The organism is Streptosporangium sp. NBC_01755 (assembly GCF_035917995.1).
In the GTDB taxonomy this organism is placed as follows: Bacteria; Actinomycetota; Actinomycetes; order Streptosporangiales; family Streptosporangiaceae; genus Streptosporangium.
On the sequence record NZ_CP109131.1, the window covers coordinates 2,965,313 to 2,990,417 of the forward strand.

Genomic DNA, 25,105 nt, shown 5'->3' on the forward strand with positions numbered 1-25,105 from the left:
TTGCCGTGGCGAGGATCGGTCAGCCGGTGCCGCCGCGGCACGCCACTGTGACCGGCGACAGCGCGGCGAGGCACCCCCTGGCCGCGGTGGGCGGAGGATTCAGCGGGCACAGGGCCTAGAAGTGCACTGAAGATCTTGGTTTGAGTGGATATCGGCGCGGAGCAGGCGCCCCGGCGGCTTATGCAGTGGCGGGGTTCAGTGCCCAGGCGCCGCCTGTGTGGGTGAGTCCGAGGTTGATGAGGCGGCGGAGGTTGAGTGCGGCAGCGCGGTTGTGGAGCCAGATGTTGTTCTTGAGGACGCCGCGGTAGGGAACGCGACGGTTGCCTTTGGCGACCAGCCAGGCGATGGCGCGTTCGACGGGTGGTCGCCAGCGGCGGTACTCCTGCTGCCATCGCTGACTGGTGGCGGCCTGCTGCCGGGCGGTTTTGAGGAGGTCATAGTGGGGGTGGACGTTGAAGGTGCGTCCGGTCTTGGACGTGGTGCAGCGTTCGCGCAGTGGGCAGGTGCGGCACAGGATCTTGAACTGGGCCTGGCGGTTACCACCTGCCAGCGGGCGGCCGAGGGTTTTGGTGTGGCCTGCCGGGCAGGTGACGCGGCCGGTTTGGGTGTCGACCTGGAAATCGTCGGTGGTGAAGCCGCCGGGGACGGCTTGGCGTAGCGGCGGCGGCTTGATCACCAGGGTGTGGCCGTCGGCTTGGAGGGTCTGTCGCAGGTCGCCGGTGCCGTAGGCGGTGTCGCCCAGTACCGTCAGGGCATCGTCGTCGCCGGCGAGGAGGCTTCGGGCGACGGCGGCCTCGTGGTTGTCCGCGCCGCTGCCCGCGGTGAGGGCGACCTCGGTGAACAGCCCCGCCTCGGGCTCGAACGCGGCATGTGCGCGAAAGCCGTCCTGGTGGCGGGTGCGGTTCTTGTGGATGTGGCGGGCCTCGGGGTCGACCGTGGACACGATGCGGTCGTGGGCGGTGCGCCGGGCGATCCGCCATCGGCCGTCGGAGCCGTCGGCGGGCTCGACGTCTTGTCCTGCGACCAGTGCCAGCAGTCCGAGGGCGCCTGCCGCCGTCTCGCCGAGCGGTTGGCCGGGCACGTGAGCGATGAGATTAAGGGCGTCGGTGACCAGGGCGTCGACCAGTGTGTCCCGCGCCTGCTGGTCGTTCCAGGCGATCTTCGGCTTGCCGGGGTCGGTGTAGTCGTGGGCGGTGCACCACTGGGCGGCGACCGGCTCGGCGCCGGGGACGTCGCGGATGACCCGGCGGATCGCGGCGATGAGCTGGGTGACGGTGTCCTGGGTGGCGACCGCGTCGTCCAGCACGGTGGAGTCCAACGCCCGGCGCTGCCTGCCTTTGAGGACGCCGGTGGCCGCGACGACTTCCCTGACCTTGGTGAACAGCCGGTTCGGATCGGCCGAGCGCTGCAGGCGCCGTCGGAAGTAGGTCAACAGCGACGGGTCGAACGCGGTGTCGTACAGACCCAGGCCGCAGGCGGCCTTCCACCTCAGGTCACAACGCAGTTCCTGAACCGTCTCGAAGTCCGACAGCCCGTGCAGGCTCTGCAGGACGATCACTGTGGCGAGCACCTGCGGCGGCATGCTCGGCCGCCCGTTCGCCGAGGGATACATGTCCGTGAACATGTCTGCTGGGAACAGCGTCTGCCGATGTTCGGCCAGGAACGCGAAAACGCTCCCGGCTGGGATCAGCTCCCGGCAGGTCTGCCACACATCCGGCCCTACCGGTTCTCCAGCCCATTCACCCTGCACGCAACGAGTCTGGCCCCGAATCATCCGAGGCGGGACCAGAACGCAAGATTTTCAGTGCACTTCTAGACCTCGAACTGGATCGCCGCCCGCGAGGCCACGATCGGCTTGATGTGCTCGGTGATCACGGCCTGGTGCAGCGGGTGGTCACGATAGACCAGGTAGTCGTCGACGCTGTCGAAGTCCGCGACGACCGCGAAGTGGTGGTTGCCGGCGTTCACGCCCGCGTCCGCGCCAAGAGTGTAGGAGCGGATCTCCGTGATGGCTCCGGGCAGCTTGCCGAGCTCCGTCGCGACCCTGGCCCTCTGCTCGTCGGTGGCCTCTTGTGCCCAGGTGAACAGCACGACATGCCGGAACATGATCTTCCCTTCGTTTGGGTTCCCGGCCAGCGTACGGCCAGGCGCCACAGGAACCGGCAACGACCCCGCGGACGGGGCGGAGACGGGTGACGGCGAGCCCGGGCGGGTGTCGCGGCCCGTCCGGGGCGTGATCGCCGTCAAGGAGTGATCCGCTCTCACACCGGGCGCGGTACGGAGCGGCGGCACCCGGCGAATTTGATCCTTATCTGGCCGGAGCGCCGCGGCACGGCTTCGATCACGATCTTCTGGGCCGCCTCGGGGATGAAACGGAGGTCGTGGGTGATCAGGATGGTCGTGCGGCCGGCCATGAGCCGCTTGAGCGGTTCCATGATCCGTTCCGCGGTGAGCGTGTCAAGCCCCGTCATCGGCTCGTCGAGGACGAGCACCGGGGCGTCGCGCAGGATGGCCCTGGCGATGGCGATCCGCTGGCGTTGCCCGCCCGACATCAGCCGCCCACGCTGCCCGATCGGCGTGTCGTACCGGTGGGGAAGCGTGTTGACGAAGTCGTGGACGTCCGCCATGACGGCGGCTCGGATGATGTCGTCCAGGTCCGCACCGGGGCGACCGTAGGCGATGTTGTCGCGCACGGTCCCGGAGAAGAGCAGGTTCTCCTGCTGCAGGATGGTGATGTTGTCACGGAGCGACTCGCGCGACAGGTCCCGGATGTCGGTTCCGTCGAGCAGGATGCGCCCGGTGGTGGGGTCGTAGAAGCGGAGCAGGAGCTTCGCGAGCGTGGACTTGCCCACGCCGCTCGGTCCGGTGCACACGACCAGCTCCCCCGGCTCGACGACGAAGGACAGGTCCCGCAACGTCGGCCTCCTCCTGTTCGGATAGGTGAAGCCGACCTCCTGGAACTCGATGCGGCCATGGCCGCGTCCCAGGTGGACGGGGGCGTCGCGGTCGGTGACGGTCGGCCGGGCCCGCAGGATCTCGATGACCCGATCGGAGCCCGCCGCCGCCTCGGAGACGGTGAGGGCGATCTGCCCCAGACTCTGCACCGCCGGGTAGAGGTAGGCGAGGTAGGCGGCGAAGGCGAGCAGTCCGCCGATGGTGAGACGTCCTGAGGAGATCTCCCAGGCGCCGAATCCGAGGATGGCGATCAGGCAGATGGTCTCGATCACCTGCACGACGGGCCCGTACAGGGAGGAGAGCCACGCCTGAGCCACATTGGCCCGCAGCCAGGTGCTCCCCTCCGTGTGCAGTCGCTCCGCCTCGGTGCCCTGGCGGTTGTAGGACTGGACGAGCGACTGGTTGGACAGGCTCTCCTCGATGACGCTGTTCATGATCCCGTTGCTGAGCCGCTCACGCGCCGACACGGTCCTGAACCTGCCCGCGAAGACCTTGGAGACCAGCAGGAACGCCGGGGCCAGCAGGAACGTCAGCAACGCCAGGTCCCACCGGATGTAGAGGGCGGCACCGGCGAAGAAGACGACGCTGGCGAGTGTGGTGAAGAGCTTGACCAGGCCCGAACCGACGAGTTCCTCGATGGCCTCGATGTCGTCGGTGAGCCTGGCCATCAGGTCACCCAGCCGGCGGTTGTCGAAGAAGTCGGGCGTGAGCGTCTGGATGTGGTCGAACACCCTGTCTCGCAACCGCAGCAGGAAGCGCTCACCGCCCAGGGCCGTGAGGTAGGACCCCGCGAAGGAGACCAGCCCCGCGACGGCCGCGAGACCAAGCCAGGCGGCCGCGGGAAGCCAGAAGGCCCCCAGGTTCTGCTTGCTGAGCACCTCGTCCGTGATGAAGCCGAACAGGCCGATCGCGGCGACCTCGCAGACGGCCGCGACGATGGCGAGCACGCCACCGGCCACGAGCAGCCTGCGAATACCGCGGGTGTACGGCCAGAACTCCCGGAAGGTCCTGCGGATGGAGACCGTCGGCGCCGGGGGAGGGCGACGCACCGCGGCTCTCGCCCCGTTGGGCGAGAGCGACTCTGAGAATGAGAGCCGGCGGGTCACCCGCCGGCTCTCATTTGTTTTCGCTAGCACCGGATCTGGCTACCACCACCACCCGCCGCCGCCACCACACCCGCATCCGCAGCGGCGGCGGCGCCGACAGCAGCATCCACCCCAGGTCACGTACCGGCTAGACGGGAAGAGCTGCTTGAAAGTCATGGCTTCCCCCTTCGTGCTGAGCTTGTCGCACTTACCAACCGCGACACTAGCACTTATACCCAGACAAACCGCCCATATCGATGCACATTAAAGATGTTTTAACAAGCCATTCAGAAAAGCCATAAAACGTATCGAGAGTAAAGCCTGACAAAAGTTCCACGCGGCGCCCCGCCCTCCCGCCCGAGCTGGGGATACGCACCATAAACCCTGGTCCACAAGGGACAAAAAGAGGTTTCCGATTATCGCCGGGATGGCGGCCCGGCACGGCGTCCCGGCGGCCGGGAGGAAGCCCCCGGACCCCTCGCCCTTTTCCCGTCCACACCAATTGACCGGCTCGGCCGTCATGTTTGGTGAGGGGACTGCCGGGTTTGCCCGGCAGGTGAATCGCCTCCCCGTTGGGGGCCTGTATTCGAACGGTCCGGGCTTGGCCGTCGCCTGTCTCCGCCTCCCGGGGAAAGTCCCCTCGGGAGGCGGAGGAATCACCGGGTCACCCCCAGGCGAGCATGCGGAGAGGGTCCTCAAGCATGGCGCCGACGTCACGCAGGAACAGCGAGCCGACCTCCCCGTCCACGACCCGGTGGTCGAACGAGATCGCGAGCGTGCAGACCTTACGCGGCACGACCTGCCCGTCCACCACCCACGGCATATCCCTGACCTGGCCGAAGGCCAGGATCGCCGACTCGCCGGGGTTGAGGATCGGGGTGCCCGCGTCCACCCCGAAGACACCCACGTTGGTGATCGTGATCGTGCCCCCGGCCATGTCCGCGGGCTGGGTGCGGCCCGCTCTGGCGGTCTCGGCGAGGGCACCGAGGGCGCCGGCCAGGCCGGGTAGCGGCAGGAGGTGTGCGTCCTTGACGTTGGGCACGAGCAGGCCGCGCGGGGTGGCCGCGGCGATGCCCAGATTGACGCGGTGCTTGACCACGATCTCCTGACGGGCCTCGTCCCAGGCAGAATTGATCATCGGATGACGGCGGGCGGCGACGAGCACGGCCTTGGCGACCAGGAGCAGCGGCGAGACCTTGACCTCGGCGAAGTCGGGCAGGTCCCGGAGGCGCCGGACCGCGTCCATGGTCGCCGTCATGTCCACCTGGAGGAACTCCGTCACGTGCGGCGCCGTGAACGCGGAGGCCACCATGGCCTGCGCGGTCGCCTTGCGCACCCCCCTGACCGGGATCCGCTCCTCGTCCTCCCCCTCCCGCGTCACGGCCGGCGCCTGCGCCCCGGCCGGCGCGGCACCGAGTGCGGTCTGGACGTCGTCCCTGGTGATCGAGCCGTGCGGGCCGGTCCCGGTGAGGGCGGTCAGGTCGACGCCCAGGTCCCTGGCGAGCTTCCGCACCGGAGGCTTCGCCAGGACCGCGACACTCTCCGGTGGTGAGACCGGGCCGGTGCCGGCCCCCTTCAGGCCGGACGGCACCACCTCGGGCGACCGCGCCCCGGCAGGCGTACCGGTGAAGGAAGCGCCCGCGGGAAGCGTACCGGAGGAGCCGCCGACGGGAGAGGCGCCGGACGACGACGGCTTGCGGGGGCGGCGCTTGGCCGCGCCCGGCTTGACGCCGTAGCCCACCAGCACCGGCTGTCGCGTCTCGGCCGGTGGTGCGGGCACCATGTCGTCGGCCGGTACCTCGGCCCGTTCCACGACGGGAACGGGGGCCTCGGGAGCCCCGGGACCGGTGCCGTCGTCCACCGAGATGATCGGCCTGCCGACGTCCACGGTCTCGCCCTCGTCCGCCATCAGGGCCGCCACGACGCCCTCGAACGGGCAGGGCAACTCGACGACCGCCTTGGCGGTCTCGATCTCCACGATGGTCTGATTGACCTTGACCGGGTCTCCGACCTTCACGTGCCAGCGGACGATCTCCGCCTCGGTCAGTCCCTCTCCCACGTCGGGGAGTCTGAACTCTTTCATACCCAGCCCCTCCTCTAGAACGCGAACGCGCGGTCGACGGCGTGCAGGACCCTGTCCAGGTCGGGCAGGTAGTGGTCCTCAAGCCGCGAGGGCGGGTAAGGGGTGGAGGGCCCTCCGACCCTCAGGACCGGGGACTGCAGGTTGTAGAAGCACTCCTCGGTGACGCGGGCGGCGATCTCCGCGCCGAAACCGTTGTAGACGGGCGCCTCGTGCACCACAATGCAGCGCCCGGTCCTGCGCACCGACTCCGTGATCTTCGAAACGTCGAGCGGATTGAGCGAGCGCAGGTCCACGACCTCCAGGGACCGGCCGTCGTCCTCGGCCGCCTTCGCGGCCTCCAGGCAGGTCTTCACCATCGGCCCGTACGCGAGCAGGGTGACGTCCGTGCCCTGCCGCACCACCTTGGCCTCGTCGAAGGGGATCCAGCCGGAGGAGTCGACATCCACCTCGGCCTTCTCCCAGTAGCGCCGCTTGGGCTCGAAGAAGATGACGGGGTCCTCGCAGCGGATCGCCTGCTGGATCATGGTGTAGGCGTCGGCCGGGTTGGAGCAGGCCACGACGCGCAGGCCCGCGGTGTGTGTGAAGTACGCCTCGGGCGACTCACTGTGGTGCTCCACCGCGCCGATGCCGCCGCCGCAGGGAATCCGGACGACCACCGGCAGTCTCAGCTTGCCCAGCGAGCGCAGCGGCATCTTGGCGAGCTGCGTGATGATCTGGTCGGCCGCGGGAAAGACGAACCCGTCGAACTGGATCTCGCAGACCGGGCGATAGCCCCGGAGCGCGAGACCGATGGCCGTCCCGATGATGCCCGACTCGGCCAGCGGGGTGTCGATGACCCGCTGCTCGCCGAAGTCCTTCTGCAGGCCGTCTGTCACCCGGAACACCCCGCCGAGCTTGCCCACGTCCTCACCCATGACGAGGACCTTGGAATCGTCCTCCATGGCCTTACGCATACCCTCGTTGAGCGCCTTGGCCAGCGTGAGAATGGTCATGCCTCGAAGCCCTCCAGATAGGTGGCGAACTCTGCGCGCTCGGCGTCCATCAGGGAGTGCTGTTCTGCGTAGACATGGTCGAAGATGGCCAGCGGTTCGGGATCGGGCAACTCCAGGCAGCGCTTGCGGACGTCCCGTCCCAGCTCGTCGGCCTCCGCGTCGATCGCGTCGAAGAACTCCTGGTCGGCGATCTGGTTCTTGAACATGTAGGCCCTGACCCGCTCGATCGGGTCCTTGAGCTTCCACGCCTCCAGCTCGGCGGCCACCCGGTAGCGGGTCGGGTCGTCGGAGGTGGTGTGGGCACCCATCCGGTAGGTGAACGCCTCGATCAGCATGGGTCCCTGCCCCGACCTGGCCTCGGCCAGCGCCTTGCGGGTGACGGCCAGGCAGGCGAAGACGTCGTTGCCGTCGACCCGGACACCGGGGAACCCGAACCCGCTGGCCCTGCGGTACAGGGGGATGCGCGTCTGCTTCTCCAGCGGCTCGGAGATGGCCCACTGGTTGTTCTGGCAGAAGAACACCACCGGCGCGTTGAACACGGACGCCCAGATGAACGCCTCGTTCACATCGCCCTGGGAGGTGGCGCCGTCACCGAAGTAAACGATCGAGGCGGCCTCGGCGCCGTCGCGCTGGATGCCCATGGCGTAGCCGACCGCGTGCAGGGTCTGGCTGCCGATCACGATGGTGTAGAGGTGGAAGTTGTGCTCAGCGGGGTCCCAGCCACCGTGGTTGACGCCGCGGAACAGGCCGAGCAGATTGATCGGGTCAACGCCCCTGCACCAGGCCACCCCGTGCTCGCGGTAGGTCGGGAATGCCATGTCGGCCTCGGTCAGCGCCCGGCCGGAGCCGATCTGCGCGGCCTCCTGCCCGAGTAGCGATGCCCACAGGCCCAGTTCGCCCTGGCGTTGCAGGGCCACGGCCTCCAGGTCGACGCGGCGGACCAGGGTCAGGTCCCGGTAGAGGCCGCGGACCTCCTCCGGGGTCAGGTCGATGTCATAGTCGGGGTGCTCGACCCGTTCTCCTTCCGGGGTCAGCAGTTGAATGAGCTCCGGGGGTGCTTCCGCACCACGAGAGGCGTCGGCTGTCACGTGCCACTCCTGTGTGCTAGGGGCCGTCTGGGATGGGTTCGCCACCGCTGTCCGGCCGATTCGCGACGCGTTCGACCCGTCTGATGGTGGTTCGTACGCGCTTGTGGCCATCGTGGCAGAGGTCATATACGTGTGCGCAAGACCTGCCTCGGCGTCCATATGCTCCCCGTTCCCCGCGCGTTCCCTTTCACCCGCCCATTTCGTCCGCGTGGCGCGGGTCCGGCCCCCGCGCCTGAGCGCGGCCGGAGCCCGTTACTCTTGAGGCGCCGAACCGTCCCCGTCGCAACCAGGAGGAACGCCGTGGCGCGCGTCATCGTCGACGTCATGCTGAAGCCCGAGATTCTCGACGCGCAGGGGCAGGCGATCGCCCGCGCGCTGCCTCGGCTCGGCCTCGTAGGTGTCTCAGCGGTACGGCAGGGCAAGCGGTTCGAGGTGGAGATCGAAGGGCCCGCCGATGAGGCGGCACTTTCGGACGTCCGGAAAATGGCCGAAACCCTGCTCGCCAACACGGTGATCGAGGAGTACACCGTCACCGTCGAGTCCTAGGCCGTCACTCCCCGCAGATCAACCCCCCAGATCCGCCTATATCCGGCCATATGGGTGGAGCAATCCCACGGCTTGACCACTAGTCAATAACATTACGGTTATTTTGCGGTTAGCCCGGATTCTGCAGGGAAGCCTTCACGAGGTGACGTCTGACCCCGGGAGGAAACCGGTGGACATGGAGTTCTCGCTGGCTCTGCCACGACAGGCCATCGGCATCCCGATGGTCCGCAGGGCACTCGGTGACTCCCTGCGCTCACTCGGCGTCACCGAGGACTGCGTCTCCGACATCCTGCTCGCGGTGACCGAGGCGTGCGCCAATGCCGTGCGGCACGGAGGTCCGGCCAACCGCTACGAGGTCGAGGCCGCCATCGGCCACGGGCGTTGCGACGTTCGCATCATCGACCGGGGCCAGGGCCTCGTCAGAGTGCCGGAGCACTACCCGTCGGCCGACGTCGAGAACGGCAGGGGCCTGCTCATCATGCAGGCGGTGGTGGACGAGATCTCCTTCGACATCGCGCCCGGCAGGGGCACCGTCGTGCACCTGCGCAAGCATCTGGACTGGGACGACGACGCCGCCTTCTCCCGCGACCGGGTGCTCGCCGCCGTATAGCCCCGGTTCCCGGCGAGAATCCGGCTCCACCGGCCGTACGGACGACAGGAAGGTCCCTCCCGTCCGCCCGGTTGTGTGATCGGGCACTCCGCGCATGACCGCTCGCCCGGAGCGGATAGCCTGGAAGCACCGCCGCAGACCGACGTCCGATGTGAGAGACGCCGGCGCGGCGCCCGTTTGTGGAGGGGAACGCTGCCATGAGTGCTGCCCGCGTGGGCGTCGTCACTTTTCCCGGAACGCTTGACGATCAGGACGCGGCCCGCGCCGTAAGCCAGGCGGGTGGCGAAGCCGTGCCGCTCTGGCACGCGGATCCCGATCTCAGGGGGGTGGACGCGGTCTTCCTGCCAGGCGGGTTCTCCTACGGGGACTACCTGCGCTGCGGGGCCATCTCCAGGTTCGCGCCGCTGATGGAGGAGCTGATCCCCGCCGCCAGGGCCGGGCTCCCCGTGCTGGGCACCTGCAACGGCTTCCAGATCCTCTGCGAGGCCCATCTGCTGCCCGGAGCGCTGATGCGCAACGCCGGACTGCACTACATCTGCCGCGACCAGGGCATCCGGGTCGAGAGCACCTCCACCCCCTGGACCTCCGACTTCACCGAGGGCCAGGAGATCGTGCTGCCGATCAAGCACGGGGAGGGCCGCTACGTCGCCGACGAGGCGACCCTGGGCGCGCTGGAGGCGGGTGGCCAGGTGGTCTTCCGCTACACGGGCGGCAACCCCAACGGCTCCCTGAACGACATCGCGGGCATCCGCAACGAGGCCGGCAACATCGTCGGCCTCATGCCGCACCCCGAGCACGCCGTCGAGGACCTCACCGGCGCGCCCAGCACCGACGGGCGCGCCTTCTTCTCCTCGATCCTGAAGAAGCTGGTGAACGCGTGAATCTTGACACCGTCAAGCGTGCCGGGGAAACCCCCGACGAGCGCCAGCCGTACGCCGAGCTGGGCATGAAGCTCGAGGAGTACGAGCGGGTCCGCGAGATCCTCGGCCGCCGTCCCACCGGCTCCGAGCTGGCCATCTACAGCGTCATGTGGAGCGAGCACTGCTCCTACAAGTCGTCCAAGGTGCACCTGCGCCAGTTCGCCACCAAGGCTCCCTCCTCGGCTGCTCTGCTCGTCGGCATGGGGGAGAACGCCGGGGTCGTGGACATCGGTGACGGCTGGGCCGCCACCTTCAAGATCGAGTCGCACAACCACCCGTCCTACGTCGAACCCCACCAGGGCGCGGCGACCGGCGTCGGCGGCATCGTCCGCGACATCATGTCGATGGGCGCCCGGCCGGTCGCGGTGATGGACGCGCTCCGCTTCGGCGGCGCCGACGCCCACGACACCCGGCGGGTGCTGCCCGGTGTGGTCGAGGGCATCAGCCACTACGGCAACTGCCTGGGCCTGCCCAACATCGGCGGCGAGGTCGTCTTCGACCCCTGCTACATCGGCAACCCGCTGGTCAACGCCCTCTGCGTGGGCCTGCTGCGCAAGGACCAGATCAAGCTCGCGGTGGCCCCCGGACCGGGCAACAAGGTGGTCCTGTTCGGCGCGCTGACCGGCCCCGACGGCATCGGTGGCGCGTCCGTGCTGGCCTCGGCCACGTTCGAGGACAAGTCGCATGCCAAGCGTCCCAGCGTCCAGGTCGGCGACCCCTTCATGGAGAAGCTGCTGATCGAGTGCTGCCTGGAGCTCTACCAGGCGGACGTGGTCGTCGGCATCCAGGACCTCGGTGCCGCGGGCGTCTCCTGCGCGACCACCGAGCTCGCGGCCAAGGGCACCGGCGGCATGAACGTCAGGCTCGACCTGGTGCCGCTGCGCGATCCTTCGCTGCGGCCCGAGGAGATCCTGATGAGCGAGTCGCAGGAGCGCATGATGGCGGTCGTCACCCCCGACGACATCGACGCCTTCATGGCGATCTGCGCGAAATGGGACATTCCCGCGACCGTAATCGGCGAGGTCACCGATGGCGGCCGCCTCGTGATGACCTGGCACGGCGAGACCATCGTCGACATCCCGCCGGGCACCGCGGCCGACGAGGGCCCGGTCTACGAGCGGCCGTTCCAGGAGCCGGCCGGCCAGATCGCGCTGAACAGCGACACCCCCAAGCGCCTCGCCCGCCCCACCGACCTGCGCGCGGCGCTGCTGGAGCTCCTCGGCTCGCCGAACCTGGCGTCCAAGGAGTGGGTCACCTCCCAGTACGACCGCTACGTCCGCGGCAACACCGTGCTGGCCCAGCCCGCCGACGCGGGCGTGCTGCGCATCAGCGAGGCCATGCCCGGCGCCGAGGAGACCAAGCGGGGAATCGCGCTGGCCACCGACGGCAACGGCCGCTATGCCCGCCTCGACCCGTACGCGGGAGCCCAGCTCGCCCTCGCCGAGGCGTACCGGAACGTGGCCACCACCGGCGCGACGCCGCTGGCGGTGACCAACTGCCTCAACTTCGGCTCGCCGGAGGACCCCGAGGTCATGTGGCAGTTCGCCGAGGCCGTGCGTGGCCTGGCCGACGCCTGCAAGACCCTCGGCGTCCCGGTGACCGGCGGCAACGTCTCCTTCTACAACCAGACGGGATCCGTGCCGATTCACCCGACGCCGGTCGTCGGCGTGCTCGGCGTCATCGACGACGTGTCCACCCGCGTGCGGTCCGGTTTCACCGGCGACGGCGACAGGGTGGTGCTGCTCGGCGAGACCGAGGCGGAGTTCGGCGGCTCGGAGTGGGCGCACGTGGCCCACGGTCACCTGGGCGGCCTGCCGCCCAAGGTGCGGCTGGCCTCGGAGCGCGACCTGGCCCTCGTCCTGACCAAGGCCGCCTCGCAGGGGCTGCTGACCGGCTCCCACGACCTGTCCGACGGCGGGCTGGCCATCGCCCTCGCCGAGGCCTGCCTCGCCCAGGGCATCGGCTGCGCGGTCTCCCTGACGGGCGACGACGCGTTCGTCGAGCTGTTCAGCGAGTCGTCGGCACGCGCGCTGGTGACCGTCAGGCCCGATTCGTTCGACGCCTTCGCCGAGCTGTGCGCGGCCCACGAGGTGCCCTGCTACGGCCTGGGCGCCACCGGCGGTGACTCCCTGAGCGTCAAGGGTGTCCTGGACATCCCGGTCACCGAGCTCCGCCAGACCCACATCTCCACCCTGCCGGGCATCTTCGGCTGATCGTCTCCCGTACGAGGTGCGCTTACGGGTCAGGCCCCGCACCGTCACATGACGGTGCGGGGCCTGACCGATCTATATGGATCACACGGTCGGTGCCGGGGGGCGACGCGGTGAGGACGACGGGTCCCCACCGCGTCACCCGCCCGTCGCGTTCCCGCGAACGGGTCGGGTGATCAGGCGGCCGCGCAGATCACGTACACGGTGCCCTGGATCTTGCCGCTCCCTCCGTGGCCGCTGGTGGTGCCCCCGGAGGTCTTACCGTCTTCCCTGCCGTCCCTGTCGTCGTCGTCGGAGCCGGAGTTCGCCTCGACGGAGACGGACCAGCCGCTCGGCTTGCCACCGGAGAAAGTGGGCGCGGAGGCTCTCCTGGCCCCACCTGATCCGGATCTCGGTGGGCCTGCACTTGGCCGTCGCGTTGACGATGCGGGTGTAGCGCGTCTGCTTGTGGACACACGCGTGGATCTCCGCGGCCGCCGACGAGGCTACGGCACTGCCGCTCGCGGTGAACAACGTTCCAGCGAGTACACCAACGGTCATGACGGCGAGCGTGCGTCCGCCCGGCAACTTGATAGCCACTGGGCTTCCTTCTGCGACACCAGAGTCTGGCGTGATGGGAGAGGTACGAGTGGTACACGATTCAACCGCTCCAATGGTTTACCGGTGAAACATCACATTTCAATCTCGGAAGCCCAGATGTCCGAATGTCCAGATGTCTGCCGTCAACGGCCGCGTGCGGAATAATCGGACCGTTCGGGGGAACCTGCCCGCTGGGCGTGGACGAACAACACAGGGAACCAACGGGTTCTCCAGACGCGGAGGCCACCGTGCCGACCATCAACCCGACGGACACGGTCACCCGAGACCGTTCCGGCCGGGAACCGTACCTGCCGCCTGCGACCCAGCCGGTCCGCACCCTGGTGTGGGTGTTGCACCTGGCACTGCCAATGCTCGGACTCTGGCTGCTACTGGCCCAACCCGACCTGAACATCGTTCTACAGGACAATCCCAGTCATTTCTGGTTGATCATCACCGTCGCCGGGATCAACCTGGCCCTGGGCCTCATGATCAGCGAGGCATCGGCCAGACGGGCGGACGCACGCCTGCTCCTGGTCTCGCTGGTCTTCCTGAGCAGCGCCGGATCCTTCCTGGTGCACGGGCTGTCCACGCCGGGGATCATCCTGGGCACCCCCAGCTACGGGTTCGACCTGTCCCACCCGGTGGGTCTCCTCATCGCCTCGGTGTTCGCGTTCACATCGGCGCTGCCCCTGAGGGACCGAGCGGCCGAGACCGTCCTCAGGCACCAGATGTGGCTGCGCGGCGGTCTGGCCACCCTGATCACCGGGTGGGGGATCGCCTGCCTGGTGCCGGGCCTGACCCCGCTGAGCGACTCGCCTCCCGGGGGCACCGGCCTGGGCGGCCTGGAGTGGATCGGGGTGGCCCTGTACGTGGTGGCGGCCGCGATGATGTTCCAGCTGCACCGCAGCCGTCCCGCGGTCGTGCTGATCAGCCTGGTCACCGCGTACGCGCTGCTCGCCGAGTCCCTGGTCGCGGGGTTGTCCCACCGCAACTGGCACCTGTCGTGGTGGCTCTGGCACGTGCTGCTGACCACGGCGTTCCTCTTCGTCGCCTACAGCGCCTACCTGCAGTTCCGGCGGGAGGGCACGAGTGCCGGACTGTTCGACTCGGTGGCACTGTCGGCGACGGTCCGCAGGATCAGAGCCGACTACGAGGCCGCTCTGGAGGAGCTCGTCGGCCACCTGCGGCGCAGGGAGGAGAGCAGGGTTCCGATCGCGAACAGGCTGGCGGGCAAGTTCGGGCTCACCGAGTCCCAGGTGGCGGTGCTCGACCGGGCGGGTGAGGCGCTGGCCAACGAGCGGGAGCTGACCGACAGGCTCGCCGCGCTGGTCGACACGGGCCGGCAGGCCCGGGTGGGCCTGCCGGAGCGTGAACTGCTGGCGCAGAGCCTCGGTCGCGTGCGGCAGGCGTATGGAGACGTCCGGATCAAGCTGGTCGACAACGGCCGGGTCACCGTGAACTCCAGGGAGTACGGTCCGCGGGACTTCCCCGACGACCAGCCGATCCGGCTGGAGGGGAGGGTCGTCCACCCCTTGACCGTGCAGGGCAGGCTCGCCGGGGCACTGGAGGTGCCGATCGGCAGGACCCCGCAGGACGAGGCGCTCGCCACCATGCTGGCCGGTCAGCTGTCCATCTCCCTGGAGAACGTCCGTCTCTACCGCGAGCTGGAGACCCTCTTCCGGCAGTACATGTCGCCGGACGTGGCCCAGTCGCTGCTGGCCGACCCGCAGACCGCGGCTCTCGGCGGCGAACTGGTGGAGCTGACCGCGCTCTTCGCCGACCTGAAGGGATTCACGAGCTTCTCCGAGCGGGTGGCGCCCGGCGAGATCGTCGAGATGCTGAACCGTTACCACACCGCGGCCGTGCCCATCGTGCTCGGCAACGGCGGCACGATCGTGCAGTTCGTGGGTGACGCGCTGCTCGCGCTGTTCAATGCCCCCGCCCGGCAGTCCGACCACGCCCTCGCCGCGGTGCGGGCGGGCCTGGCGATGCAGGAGGCGGCCGAGGAGATCGCGACGGGGATGCCCGGCTATCCTCGCTTCAGGATCGGGATCAATACCGGTGAGGCGCTTGTCGGAAACATCGGCAGCCCCGAGCTACGCGGTTTCAACGCGATGGGCGACTGTGTCAACGTGGCCGCAAGACTTGAGGGGATCGCCGATCCCGGCAGCGTCGTGATCGGCCAGAGCACCCTCGACCTGATCGGCCCCCGGGCCCAGAGCCGTTCCCTGGGCCTGCTCAACCTCAAGGGCAGGGAACAACCCGTCCATGCCCACGTGCTGTCCGGGCTCTCGTAGAAGCACCTCCCGCCTCGGGAGCCGTACGGACACGATCGAGATCGCCACGAGGTGGTTATGACTTCCTCCCCCGAACCGGGTGAGTTCATCACGTTGCTCACAAGCGATGAGGTAGCGGCCCTGTACGCCGCCGGGCACTCCCGGCGCTGGGACAGGGGCGCGACGATGTGCACCGAGGGTGATGTGAGCGACTGGGTGCTCGTCCTGACATCCGGTCGTGTCAAGGTGTCCTCGCACACCGCGAGTGGCAGCGAGGTGGTCCTCGCGATACGAGGCCCCGGGGCGTTGCTCGGCGAGTTCGCGGCGATCGACGGGCTGCCCAGGTCCGCCACGATCACCGCCCTCGAACCCGTCGAAGGAGTCACGGTCCACGACTTTCCCGGTTACCTGCGGGACCACGGGAGAGTCGCGGTGCTGCTCGTGCGGATGGTGGTCGGCAAGATGCGCGACTCCGACCGTAAGCGCATCGAGTACGGCGCGTTCGACACCACGGGCCGCGTGGCCACCCGGCTGGTCGAGCTGGCCGAGCGGTACGGCGAGCCCGCCAACGGCGGGGTCCGGGTGATGTTGCCGCTCTCCCAGGACGAGCTGGCCGGCTGGACCGGAGCCTCCCGCGAGGCGGTCAGCAAGGCGTTGCGCTCCCTGCGCGACCGTGGGCTGATCGAGACGGGCCGCCGCCGCGTGATCATCCACGATATGGAGGGCCTGCGTAGACGGGCGCGCTGAGAGCGCGCCGGCGGCACACCGGACGACCGGCGCGAGGGCGCGCCTGCCCACGAGCGGGAAGGCACGCCCTCGCCGCGCGGGGCAAGGTGACAGGCACGGTCCCCGGCGACGGCAACGAGCACGACGATCTCCTCCGGCGGAGCCGATCCGCCACCCAGCCGTCGCCCACGCCGGGGGCTTGACCCGAGGCGCCGACGGGGCAGACGTGCTCTAAAGCGGATCTGGATCAAGATCGACGTACAACGTACGTCAGACTGTGACTCATGGTCGCAATCCCCCAAGACCTGCCTGGATCCCCTGAATACCTATCCAAACTCCGCTATGCGTGGCGAGTCTGCTCGGTCACCAGCCTGGGTATGGTCATGATCGGCATCTCCGGCAGCACACTGAACGTCGCACTTCCCACCGTGGTCAGGCACTTCCATGCGGACGCGTTCGCGGCCGGCTGGGTCCTGCTGGCCTTCCTCCTTGTCAACACCGCGACGCTGGTGTTCTTCGGCCGGGTGGCCGATCTGCTCGGCCGACGGGAGATCTATCTGGCGGGGTTCGTCCTGTTCACCGTCGGATCACTGCTGGCCGGGCTCTCACCCGACATCTGGTTCCTGATCGCGATGCGCGCCGTGCAGGCGATCGGGGCCGCGATGGTCCTTGCCAACGGAACCGTGATCATCACCGACGCCTTCCCTCCGGACAGGCTCAGCCAGGGCATGGGCGTCTACATCGGCACCCTCTCGGTCGCCCAGCTCGCCGGCCCCACCCTGGGCGGCCTCATCGCCGAGGCCGCCGGCTGGCAGTGGATCTTCTGGATCAACGTGCCGGCCGGGCTGGCCGCCCTTGTCTGGGGAGCGTTCACGCTACGCCGGGTTCCACGGGGGGCCCGCCGGCCGGTGGACGCGCTCGGCAACCTGATCGTGTTCGCCGCCCTCTCCGCGGCTCTGATCGCGCTGTCCGAGGTAGGGTCGCAGGGTCTGTCCGGCCCCGTGGTGATCGTCGGTGCGGCGATCGCGGTGGTGCTGGTCCCGGTGCTGGTCGTGGTGGAGCGCCGGGCGTCGTATCCCGTGCTCAACCTGCGCCTGTTCGGCGAGCGCATGCTGGCCTTCGCCAACCTCGCCTCCTTCTGCAACGCGCTGGCGCGCTCGGCGCTGATCCTGCTGGTCGCCCTCTACTTCCAGGCCGCCAGGGGCATCGACGCCGTCACCGCGGCCCTGGGCGTGCTCCCCGTCCCGATCGGCATGGCTCTGGCCTCCCCGGCCGCGGGTGCCCTCGGCCGCCGGATCAAGCCGTACGCGCTCTCGGTGGGGGGCACCCTGATGAGCGCGGCCGGGCTGGGCATCCTGCTCCTGAACACCGCCCCCGCCACGCCGTACTGGATCATCGGGGTGGGCCTGTTCCTGTGCGGCTGCGGCAGCGGCACCTTCATAACCGGCAACACGACCCAGGTCATGGCCGCCCTGCCCGCGGAGAGTCTGGGAGTGGTGAACGGCTTCCGGCTCATGATCATGAATGTCGGGATCGTGCTGGGCGTCGCCCTCACACTCAGCGTCCTGACCGGCTCGGTCAGTGCCGAGCTTCGCGGGCAGGTGTACGCGGGCACGCTGTCGCGCCTCTCCCCCGTCGCCGTGGAGCACCTGGTGACCGGCTTCCAGCGGACCTACGCCGTCCTGTTCGCCGTTACCCTGGCGGGCGCCCTGACGGCCTCCCTGGCCCGTCCCCGCCGCCGGGCCTGAGGGTCAGCGCTCGCCGCGGGGCGGGCGGACAGCGGGATCGCGCCCCGGAGCAGGAGCCGGGAGATCATGCGGGCTCTCCTCGCAGGAGAGAACCCACCGCGCGTGGCCGGGCCGGGTCCCGCACCCGCACCCGCACCCACCCCCGGCACCACAACCACGCCCAGCGCCACAGCCACCCCCAACGCCAGCACCACGCCCAGCACTACGCCCACCCTCAGCGCCACATCCACGTCCGGTGCCACGACCAGCGTCACCACCAAAACCAACCAGACAGTGTCAATTCCCACTATAGGGGGCAGAAACACCATCCCCAAGGCGTTGAAGAACGTCCCGTCGCTCCGCGTCCTGCCCCCGTGGCCCCGGCAGGCCAGTCACGTCCGGATATTCGTGCACTGCCCTCCCTCGTCGAACCACGCGATCATCGGCTCCACCGCGTTCAACCTGAAGGGGTCGAACCGTCTCTACCGGGAGATCGGGGTAGGACTCTCCGACAGGGGATTGGCACACCGCGGCGCGTCCATCTCCTACTTCGCCTTGCCCGGACCCCACGGGGCCTGCCTGAAGTGCGTGAAGGTCACGATGAACAAACAGACCCGTATCAGGCGGATCCGGGTGACCGGCCGGGCCTTCGCCCCACTCTTCGTACGAAGGTTCAGCATCTGGCAGTTCTTCGACTGAACGCCCCACCGGCGACCCGGTATCGCCGGCTTCCCGGGGGACCGGTTCCCCGGGCAATGCCGGGTCCTGTCCCGGTGGCTCTCACCGGAGCCGCCGGGACAGGACCCCGTGCCTCCCCCCGGAAGCACAGACGGCGGTCAGGAGCCGATCTTGCCGCCCCTCGCGTGCCAGGCGACCACCACGGACGGGCGGGGCTGGGAGGTGCCGCCGTCCGGCCAGTGGCTGCTGGGAGCCTCGGGGGTGGCACCGTTGGTCTCGCCGGGGTGCTGCACGGCCACGAATACGCTGCGCTGGTCCGCGCTGACCAGCGGGCCGCAGGTCTCCGCGCCGACCGGCATGCTCAGGAACTGCTTCAGGTAGCCGCGTTCGGGACCGCGGACCGGCATGACGAACAGGCCGTCGTGGGCACCGAGCTGGTTGCCGTCCGTGGAGATCCAGAGATTGCCGTCGGCGTCGAAGGCGACGTTGTCCGGGCAGGAGATCGGCGAGACCATGGTCTTGTCGAACCCGGCGAAGTAGGTCGCGGGGTCGTTCGGGTCACCGCAGACCAGCGGCAGGGACCAGGCGAAGGTGGTGGCCCCGGCGTCGTCGCGCCGCTCGACGATCTCCAGGACGTGACCGTGCTTGTTGGCCGGGCGCGGGTTGGTCTCGTCCACCTGGGCAGGAGTCCGGTTGGTGTTGTTGGTCAGCGCCACGTAGACGCCACCGGTGACGGGGTTGCGCTCCACGTCCTCGGGGCGGTCCATCTTGGTCGCCCCCACCTTGTCGGCCGCCACCCGCGTGTAGACGAGCACCTCCGCGGCCGTCATCCCCGGTACGTGCGAGACGTCACCGGTGACCAGCGGGATCCACTCGCCCGAGCCGTCGAACCGCCCGTCGGCCGGGAGCTTGCCGGTGCCGTCGATCTCCGTGGCGGGGCTGTTCCCGGTGAATCTGGCCACGTACAGCGTGCCGTCGTCCAGCAGGTCCCGGTTGTTCCGGTCGAAGCCGGGAATGTAGCGCTTCCTGGAGACGAACTTGTAGACGTACTCGAACCGGGAGTCGTCCCCCATGTAGGCCACCACCCGGCCGTCGGCGGCCAGGGAGGTGGTGGCGCCCTCGTGGGCCATCCTGCCCAGGGCGGTGCGCTTGATCGGGGTGGAGTCCGGATCGAACGGGTCGATCTCCACGATCCACCCGGTACGGTTGATCTCGTTCGGGTGTTTCGCCAGGTCGAAACGGTCCTCGACCCGGTCGAACCTGCGGTTTCCATTCGGGATGCCCGTCGTGGCGCTCACCCCGTACCGGGTGAGGTAGGGCTTCTGCGCCTCGGGCACACCGTTGCCGTTGACGAAGTACTGGTTGAAGTTCTCCTCGCCACTGAGCACCGTGCCCCACGGCGTGGTGCCGCCCGCGCAGTTGTTCAGCATGCCGACCGGCGTGGTGCCCCTCGGGTCGGCCGCGGTCTTCAGCAGGTCGCTGCCGGCCGCCGGGCCGGTGAACCTCATACGGGTGTGCACCGTGATGCGACGGTTGTAGCGGCGGGGGCCCCGGGTGACCAGCTTCCACTGGCCGGACGCGCCCACCCGCTCGACCTCGACCACCGAGCCGCCGTGCGCGGCCATCGCGATCCTGATCTGCTCCTCCGTCGCGGAGGTGCCGTCCGTGTAACCGCGGAACATCAGGTTCTCGTCGGTGTACTCGTGGTTGACCCAGAGCAGGCCGCGCCGCTGTCCCAGCGGGAAGAGCGTCACGTAGTCGCAGTTGTAGCCGAACTGCCTGGCCTGCGCGGCGGCCGTCTGCCTCTCGAAGTCGAACGCCGGGGCGCCCGGCAGCACCGGGTCACCCCAGCGCACCACGACCGCCGACAGGTAGCCCGCGGGGACCGTCACCCTGTCGTCGGTGTTCGGCGCGACGGCGGCGAAGCGCAGGCCACCCTGCTGACCGTTCCCATGGCCGTGGCCCCCGCCGGATCCGAAGGTCTTCGCCTCCGGCTCCGGGGCGGCGACGGCCGGGAGCGCCGTACCGATCCCCACCCCGGCGACGATGGCGCCCAGGGCACCCGCGCGCAGCATCCCGCGCCGGGTCATCGCCTCGGCGACCACGTCGCCGAAGTAGGTGTTGTCACTGGTGTTCATCACATCGTGGGCGCACTGGTCACCGCAACGAAACCGGCAGGTGAGCGCGCTGCGGCCCCCCTTGTGAGGGCTCATGAGCAGGGGCAGCGGGCGGCGCGGCGACATGTTCGCCACAGGATCCTCCAAAAAAGGGGGCGGGATCGTACGGCCCGGACGCTACGTGCGCCAGCCAAACCGGAGGTGAACGGCATTTGCCCAGGCAATGAACCGTTGCCCGGTGTCACCGGGATCGAGCAGCTCAGAGGCGTCCTGTCGTCGGGACGGGCCGCTCCGGCGGGCATCATGGAGGGCGTGCCACCTTACAAGCCCGACGCCGCCAAGGTTCACGCCGCCCTCGACACCCAGCTGAGCGCCCTCGACGAGCCGCTCTACGACGGTCCTACCGGAGTCACGGCGCTGCTGGACGCCTGCGTGAGCGTGGTGCTGCGAGCCTTCGAGCGCGAGATCCGCCCGGAACGGGAGATCACCCGCTTCGCCGTACGGCACCTGCTGGACGCGCTGGCGACGGCCGCTCCCGGCCGGACCGTCGAGGTCCGGGTCCCGCCCTACGCGGCGGTGCAGTGCGTGGAGGGTCCCCGTCACACCCGTGGCACCCCGCCCAACGTGGTGGAGACCGACGCGCGCACCTGGCTGGATCTGGCTACCGGCCGGCTGACCTGGCCTGCGGCGATGGCCACCGGCAAGGTCGCCGCGAGCGGAGCCCGCGCCGACCTGTCGGACCATCTGCCGCTGCGATAGCTCCCGCCGTTCCCAGGCGCGTGGCGGGATCGTCAAGGGGCGGGCCGGAGCCGGACGCCGAACCTGTCCTCGATGCAGCGCTGCTGGAGCTCCGGTGGCAGGTTGGCGCAGTCGCCGACCTTGCTGTAAAGCCAGCTCAGGAAGACCGCGGCGATGATCAGAGTGAGGACGCTCAGCGCTATGCCCGCCCAGGCCCGGCCCGGGCCGGACTTCTTGGCGAGTGCGATGATGCCGACGACCAGACCGACGATCGCCACCAGCACGCCGAGGCCGCAGGCGATGAGCGACACGATGGCCACGATCCCGAGCACGAGCGCGGCGGTACCGAGCCCGTCACCCTGCCTGCGCCCCTCACCCGGATACGCCGGGTAGGGCGCGGCGCCTGGATAGGCGGGCGCGCCAGGCGGCGGGTACGGCGGCGGCTGGTAGGGGCCTGCCGCGCCCTGAGCCGGCTGGTAAGGGCCCACCGCGGACGGCGTCTGCGGGCCGGGACCTCCGTAGGGCTGCCCGGCCTGCTGGGCCTCCCCGTATCTCGGTTGTTCCCCGTAGCCGTGCCGGCCCGAATAGCCCTGCTGGGGAGTTCCGGGAGCGGGCGGCCGATCCGCCTGGAAACCACCGGCGGCGGGCTCGGTGGGCCGAGGCTGGGCCGCGGGTTCCTCGGAGGGCTCAGGCGGTTCGTAGCGCGAGGGCTGGGCGGGGCCGGGGTGGTCAGGACCGCCCGGAGCCTCCGAGGCGCCCTCCCAGCCGGGATACGCGGCGGGCGTGGCACCGGGCACGGGGTGGGGCGGCCGTTCCTCCGGCGAGGGAACTCCCCCCTCCCGCCCACCGGACTCCGGTTTCTCGGGTGTCTCGTCCCCCCTCGGGGCGTCCGGATCACCGGCCTGGTCGGGCTGAGGGACCTCTGGCGCGACCGGCGTGTCCGGATGCGGCGGCACCCTCGGTTCCCCGGGAACGGGGGACGGCGGCCAGGTCGGCGCCTCACTGGGATCGGGTACGGGCGACTCGGGATCCGGCTCCTGCCGCGGGTCGGGCTGGTTCGGGTCCACAGGTGTTGTCACGTCTACTCTCCCGACGCTTGGGCATGCCGGATATCTCACACTCCCCTGTCACCCGCCGACGAAACAGGCCGACACGGCAAAATACCGATGATTGTTCGGTCAGGGTGCGACATGCCACGGAACGGACCCTAGGTGCGAGCAGGGAAGAAGCCGACCTAGAATGAAGCATGTGTTGAAGGGCGACGGCCATCTGAGCCATGACCTTGACCCCCACGACCGGCCTCCGAAGGACGCATGTGGCGTCTTCGGGGTCTGGGCTCCTGGGGAGGAAGTCTCCAAACTCACCTACTACGGGCTGTACGCGCTGCAGCACCGCGGTCAGGAGTCCGCGGGCATCGCGGTCAGCGAGGGCAGCAGGATCCTCGTCTACAAGGACATGGGGCTGGTGTCCCAGGTCTTCGACGAGTCCGTGCTCGGAACCCTCCGCGGCCACCTGGCGATCGGTCACTGCCGCTACTCGACGACCGGATCGAGCGTCTGGGAGAACGCGCAGCCGACGCTGAGCTCGACCGAGGGCGGCGGGCTGGCCCTCGCCCACAACGGAAACCTGATCAACACCCCGGTGCTGGCCAGGCGTCTGGCCCCGGGTTCCACCCGGGCGACCACCGACACCGAGGTGCTGACGTCGCTGCTGGCCCAGGACCGCAGCCAGCCCATCGACGACGCGGCCGCCGAGCTTCTTCCGCAGGTCAGGGGCGCCTACTCGCTCGTCTTCATGGACGAGAGGACCCTTTACGCGGCCCGTGACCCCCAGGGCGTCCGCCCGCTGGTCCTGGGGCGCCTGGAGCGCGGCTGGGTGGTCGCCTCCGAGACCGCGGCACTGGACATCGTGGGCGCCACGTTCGTCCGCGAGATCGAGCCGGGCGAGCTGATCACCATCGACGAGCGCGGCGTGCGCTCGCGAAAGTTCGCGCTCGCCGAACCCAAGGGCTGCCTGTTCGAGTACGTCTACCTGGCCCGCCCCGACACCACGATCGCCGGGCGCGGCGTGCAGACCACGCGCGTCGAGATCGGCCGCATGCTGGCCCGTGAGCACCCGGTCGAGGCCGACCTGGTCATCCCCACGCCCGAGTCGGGCACCCCCGCCGCCGTCGGCTACGCCGAGGCGAGCGGGATCCCGTACGGCCAGGGCCTGGTCAAGAACTCCTATGTGGGCCGGACCTTCATCCAGCCGTCCCAGACGATCCGTCAGCTGGGCATCCGCCTGAAGCTCAACCCGCTGAAGGAGGTCGTCGCGGGCAAGCGCCTGGTCGTCGTGGACGACTCGATCGTCCGGGGCAACACCCAGCGGGCGATCGTCAAGATGCTGCGCGAGGCGGGTGCCAGGGAGGTGCACGTCCGGATCTCCTCCCCGCCGGTCAGCTGGCCGTGCTTCTACGGCATCGACTTCGCCACCCGGGCCGAGCTGATCGCCGGTTCGCTCAGCGTGGAGGAGATCCGCGCCTCGCTCGGCGCCGACTCGCTCGGATACATCTCGCTGGAGGGCCTGACCAAGGCCACCACGATCCCCGCCGACCGGCTCTGCCGCGCCTGCTTCGACGGTAACTACCCGATTCCGATCGACCAGGACAATGTGGGCAAATACGTGCTGGAGGCCAAGCATTGAGCAGGTCAGGCGGCCAGACCGCCCGGCCGACGAGAGAGGCCCCATGACCAGCTACGCGGCCGCAGGAGTGGACATCGACGCGGGTGAGCGCGCCGTCGAGCTGATGAGGTCGAAGGTCGCGCGGGCACGGCGGCCCGAGGTCGTGGACGACGCCAGCGGCTTCGCCGGCCTCTTCGACGCCTCGGCCCTGCTGTCGTACCGGCGGCCGCTGCTCACCACGTCGACCGACGGCGTCGGCACCAAGGTCATGCTGGCCCAGCGGCTGGGCAAGCACGACACGATCGGCCTCGACCTGGTCGGCATGGTCGTGGACGACCTGGTGGTCTGCGGTGCCGAACCGCTGTTCATGACCGACTACATCGCCTGCGGCAAGGTCGTTCCCGAGCGGATCGCCGAGATCGTGGGTGGCGTCGCCGAGGGCTGCCGCCTGGCGGGCTGCGCCCTCATCGGCGGGGAGACCGCCGAGCACCCCGGGGCCATGGGCGCCGACGAGTACGACCTCGCGGGCGCCGCCACCGGCGTGGTGGAGGCCGACCGGATGCTCGGCCGGGACAGGGTGCGCGAGGGCGACGTGGTCCTCGCGCTGGCCTCCTCGGGCGTGCACTCCAACGGCTACTCGCTGGTCCGGCACATCATCGACCGGGCCGGGCTGTCGCTGGAGGCCGAGCTGCCCGAGCTGGGCCGGACGCTGGGCGAGGAGTTGCTGGAGCCGACCAGGATCTACTCGCTCGACTGCCTGGAGCTGGCCCGCAAGGTCGACGTCCACGCGTACGCGCACATCACGGGTGGCGGCCTGGCGAGCAACCTGTCCCGATCGCTGCCCGACGGGCTGGACGCGCTGCTCGACCGCTCGTCATGGACCCCGCCCGCCGTCTTCGAGGTGCTCGCCGGACACGGCGGGGTGGCCCAGGCCGACATGGACCGCACGTTCAACCTGGGCGTGGGCATGGCCGCGGTCGTCGCCGCGGAGGCCGTGCAGCCCGCCCTGGCGCTGCTCGCTGAGCGGAACCTTCCGGCCTGGGTGCTGGGCGAGATCGTCGAGGGCTCTGGGCAGGCACGTTTCCGATGACCCTCGGGCCCTTCCCCGCCC

Annotated in this window: 20 protein-coding genes; 11 read left to right on the plus strand and 9 right to left on the minus strand. The window is 69.5% G+C overall.

Annotated elements, in window-relative coordinates; all coding sequences use genetic code 11:
• Positions 1-178 precede the first annotated feature (178 nt).
• The 6 genes from OG884_RS13585 to pdhA form a co-directional block, all read right to left on the minus strand.
• On the minus strand, positions 179-1,750 hold the full coding sequence (locus tag OG884_RS13585; RefSeq protein ID WP_326639485.1) for an IS1182 family transposase: 1,572 nt from the start codon (positions 1,748-1,750) through the stop codon (positions 179-181).
• Between the two features lie 62 nt (positions 1,751-1,812).
• Positions 1,813-2,106: a Dabb family protein gene (locus tag OG884_RS13590; protein ID WP_326645589.1), complete on the minus strand. Its 294-nt coding sequence runs from the start codon at positions 2,104-2,106 to the stop codon at positions 1,813-1,815.
• A 155-nt stretch (positions 2,107-2,261) separates the two neighbouring features.
• A complete protein-coding gene (locus OG884_RS13595; protein WP_326645591.1) occupies positions 2,262-4,004 on the minus strand; it encodes an ABC transporter ATP-binding protein in 1,743 nt (580 codons plus the stop codon).
• A 700-nt stretch (positions 4,005-4,704) separates the two neighbouring features.
• The gene (locus OG884_RS13600) at positions 4,705-6,123 is read right to left on the minus strand and encodes a dihydrolipoamide acetyltransferase family protein (RefSeq protein ID WP_326645593.1); all 1,419 of its coding nucleotides are present in this window, start codon (positions 6,121-6,123) and stop codon (positions 4,705-4,707) included.
• 14 nt (positions 6,124-6,137) lie between these two features.
• Positions 6,138-7,115, minus strand: a complete 978-nt coding sequence (locus OG884_RS13605; RefSeq protein ID WP_326645595.1) for an alpha-ketoacid dehydrogenase subunit beta — start codon at positions 7,113-7,115, stop codon at positions 6,138-6,140.
• Positions 7,112-8,203 (minus strand): pyruvate dehydrogenase (acetyl-transferring) E1 component subunit alpha, encoded by a 1,092-nt coding sequence (gene pdhA, locus OG884_RS13610; RefSeq protein WP_326645597.1) that lies wholly within the window; start codon positions 8,201-8,203, stop codon positions 7,112-7,114. The genes OG884_RS13605 and pdhA overlap by 4 nt, the downstream gene beginning before the upstream one ends.
• Before the next feature lie 300 nt (positions 8,204-8,503).
• On the opposite strand from pdhA, the gene purS reads away from it, so the two are divergent.
• The 4 genes from purS (at position 8,504) to purL (ending at position 12,492) form a co-directional block, all read left to right on the plus strand.
• The gene (gene purS / locus OG884_RS13615; protein ID WP_326645599.1) at positions 8,504-8,749 is read left to right on the plus strand and encodes a phosphoribosylformylglycinamidine synthase subunit PurS; all 246 of its coding nucleotides are present in this window, start codon (positions 8,504-8,506) and stop codon (positions 8,747-8,749) included.
• 142 nt (positions 8,750-8,891) lie between these two features.
• Positions 8,892-9,359, plus strand: coding sequence for an ATP-binding protein (locus tag OG884_RS13620; RefSeq protein ID WP_326645601.1), 468 nt, complete (start codon positions 8,892-8,894; stop codon positions 9,357-9,359).
• A 197-nt stretch (positions 9,360-9,556) separates the two neighbouring features.
• On the plus strand, positions 9,557-10,240 hold the full coding sequence (purQ, locus tag OG884_RS13625; RefSeq protein WP_326645603.1) for a phosphoribosylformylglycinamidine synthase subunit PurQ: 684 nt from the start codon (positions 9,557-9,559) through the stop codon (positions 10,238-10,240).
• On the plus strand, positions 10,237-12,492 hold the full coding sequence (gene purL, locus OG884_RS13630; RefSeq protein ID WP_326645605.1) for a phosphoribosylformylglycinamidine synthase subunit PurL: 2,256 nt from the start codon (positions 10,237-10,239) through the stop codon (positions 12,490-12,492). Before purQ ends, purL begins: the two co-directional genes overlap by 4 nt.
• Positions 12,493-12,747: 255 nt before the next feature.
• Here the strand turns inward: purL and OG884_RS13635 are convergent, their stop codons facing one another.
• The gene (locus OG884_RS13635; RefSeq protein WP_326645607.1) at positions 12,748-13,068 is read right to left on the minus strand and encodes a hypothetical protein; all 321 of its coding nucleotides are present in this window, start codon (positions 13,066-13,068) and stop codon (positions 12,748-12,750) included.
• 248 nt (positions 13,069-13,316) lie between these two features.
• On the opposite strand from OG884_RS13635, the gene OG884_RS13640 reads away from it, so the two are divergent.
• From OG884_RS13640 to OG884_RS13655, 4 genes are all read left to right on the plus strand, one after another.
• Positions 13,317-15,365 (plus strand): adenylate/guanylate cyclase domain-containing protein, encoded by a 2,049-nt coding sequence (locus OG884_RS13640; RefSeq protein WP_326645609.1) that lies wholly within the window; start codon positions 13,317-13,319, stop codon positions 15,363-15,365.
• 57 nt (positions 15,366-15,422) lie between these two features.
• A complete protein-coding gene (locus OG884_RS13645) occupies positions 15,423-16,091 on the plus strand; it encodes a Crp/Fnr family transcriptional regulator (RefSeq protein ID WP_326645611.1) in 669 nt (222 codons plus the stop codon).
• A 263-nt stretch (positions 16,092-16,354) separates the two neighbouring features.
• Positions 16,355-17,818, plus strand: coding sequence for an MFS transporter (locus OG884_RS13650; RefSeq protein WP_326645613.1), 1,464 nt, complete (start codon positions 16,355-16,357; stop codon positions 17,816-17,818).
• 66 nt (positions 17,819-17,884) lie between these two features.
• Positions 17,885-18,496 (plus strand): hypothetical protein, encoded by a 612-nt coding sequence (locus OG884_RS13655; RefSeq protein WP_326645615.1) that lies wholly within the window; start codon positions 17,885-17,887, stop codon positions 18,494-18,496.
• A 137-nt stretch (positions 18,497-18,633) separates the two neighbouring features.
• Here OG884_RS13655 and OG884_RS13660 read toward each other — a convergent pair whose 3' ends face one another.
• Positions 18,634-20,727 carry a PhoX family protein gene (locus OG884_RS13660; protein ID WP_442811677.1) on the minus strand — a complete coding sequence of 698 codons (2,094 nt, stop codon included), beginning with the start codon at positions 20,725-20,727 and terminating at the stop codon, positions 18,634-18,636.
• Between the two features lie 168 nt (positions 20,728-20,895).
• Between OG884_RS13660 and OG884_RS13665 the strand changes: the two genes are divergently transcribed.
• Positions 20,896-21,351, plus strand: a complete 456-nt coding sequence (locus OG884_RS13665) for a sterol carrier family protein (RefSeq protein WP_326646919.1) — start codon at positions 20,896-20,898, stop codon at positions 21,349-21,351.
• 32 nt (positions 21,352-21,383) lie between these two features.
• Here OG884_RS13665 and OG884_RS13670 read toward each other — a convergent pair whose 3' ends face one another.
• A complete protein-coding gene (locus OG884_RS13670) occupies positions 21,384-22,409 on the minus strand; it encodes a hypothetical protein (protein WP_326645618.1) in 1,026 nt (341 codons plus the stop codon).
• Between the two features lie 160 nt (positions 22,410-22,569).
• On the opposite strand from OG884_RS13670, the gene purF reads away from it, so the two are divergent.
• Together purF and purM are read left to right on the plus strand one after the other, a co-directional pair.
• Entirely contained in the window at positions 22,570-24,015 is a 1,446-nt protein-coding gene (purF, locus tag OG884_RS13675) for an amidophosphoribosyltransferase (RefSeq protein ID WP_326645619.1), read from the plus strand.
• A gap of 43 nt (positions 24,016-24,058) precedes the next feature.
• Complete coding sequence (gene purM, locus OG884_RS13680; protein ID WP_326645620.1) at positions 24,059-25,084, plus strand: phosphoribosylformylglycinamidine cyclo-ligase; 1,026 nt, start codon at positions 24,059-24,061, stop codon at positions 25,082-25,084.
• Positions 25,085-25,105: the final 21 nt, after the last annotated feature.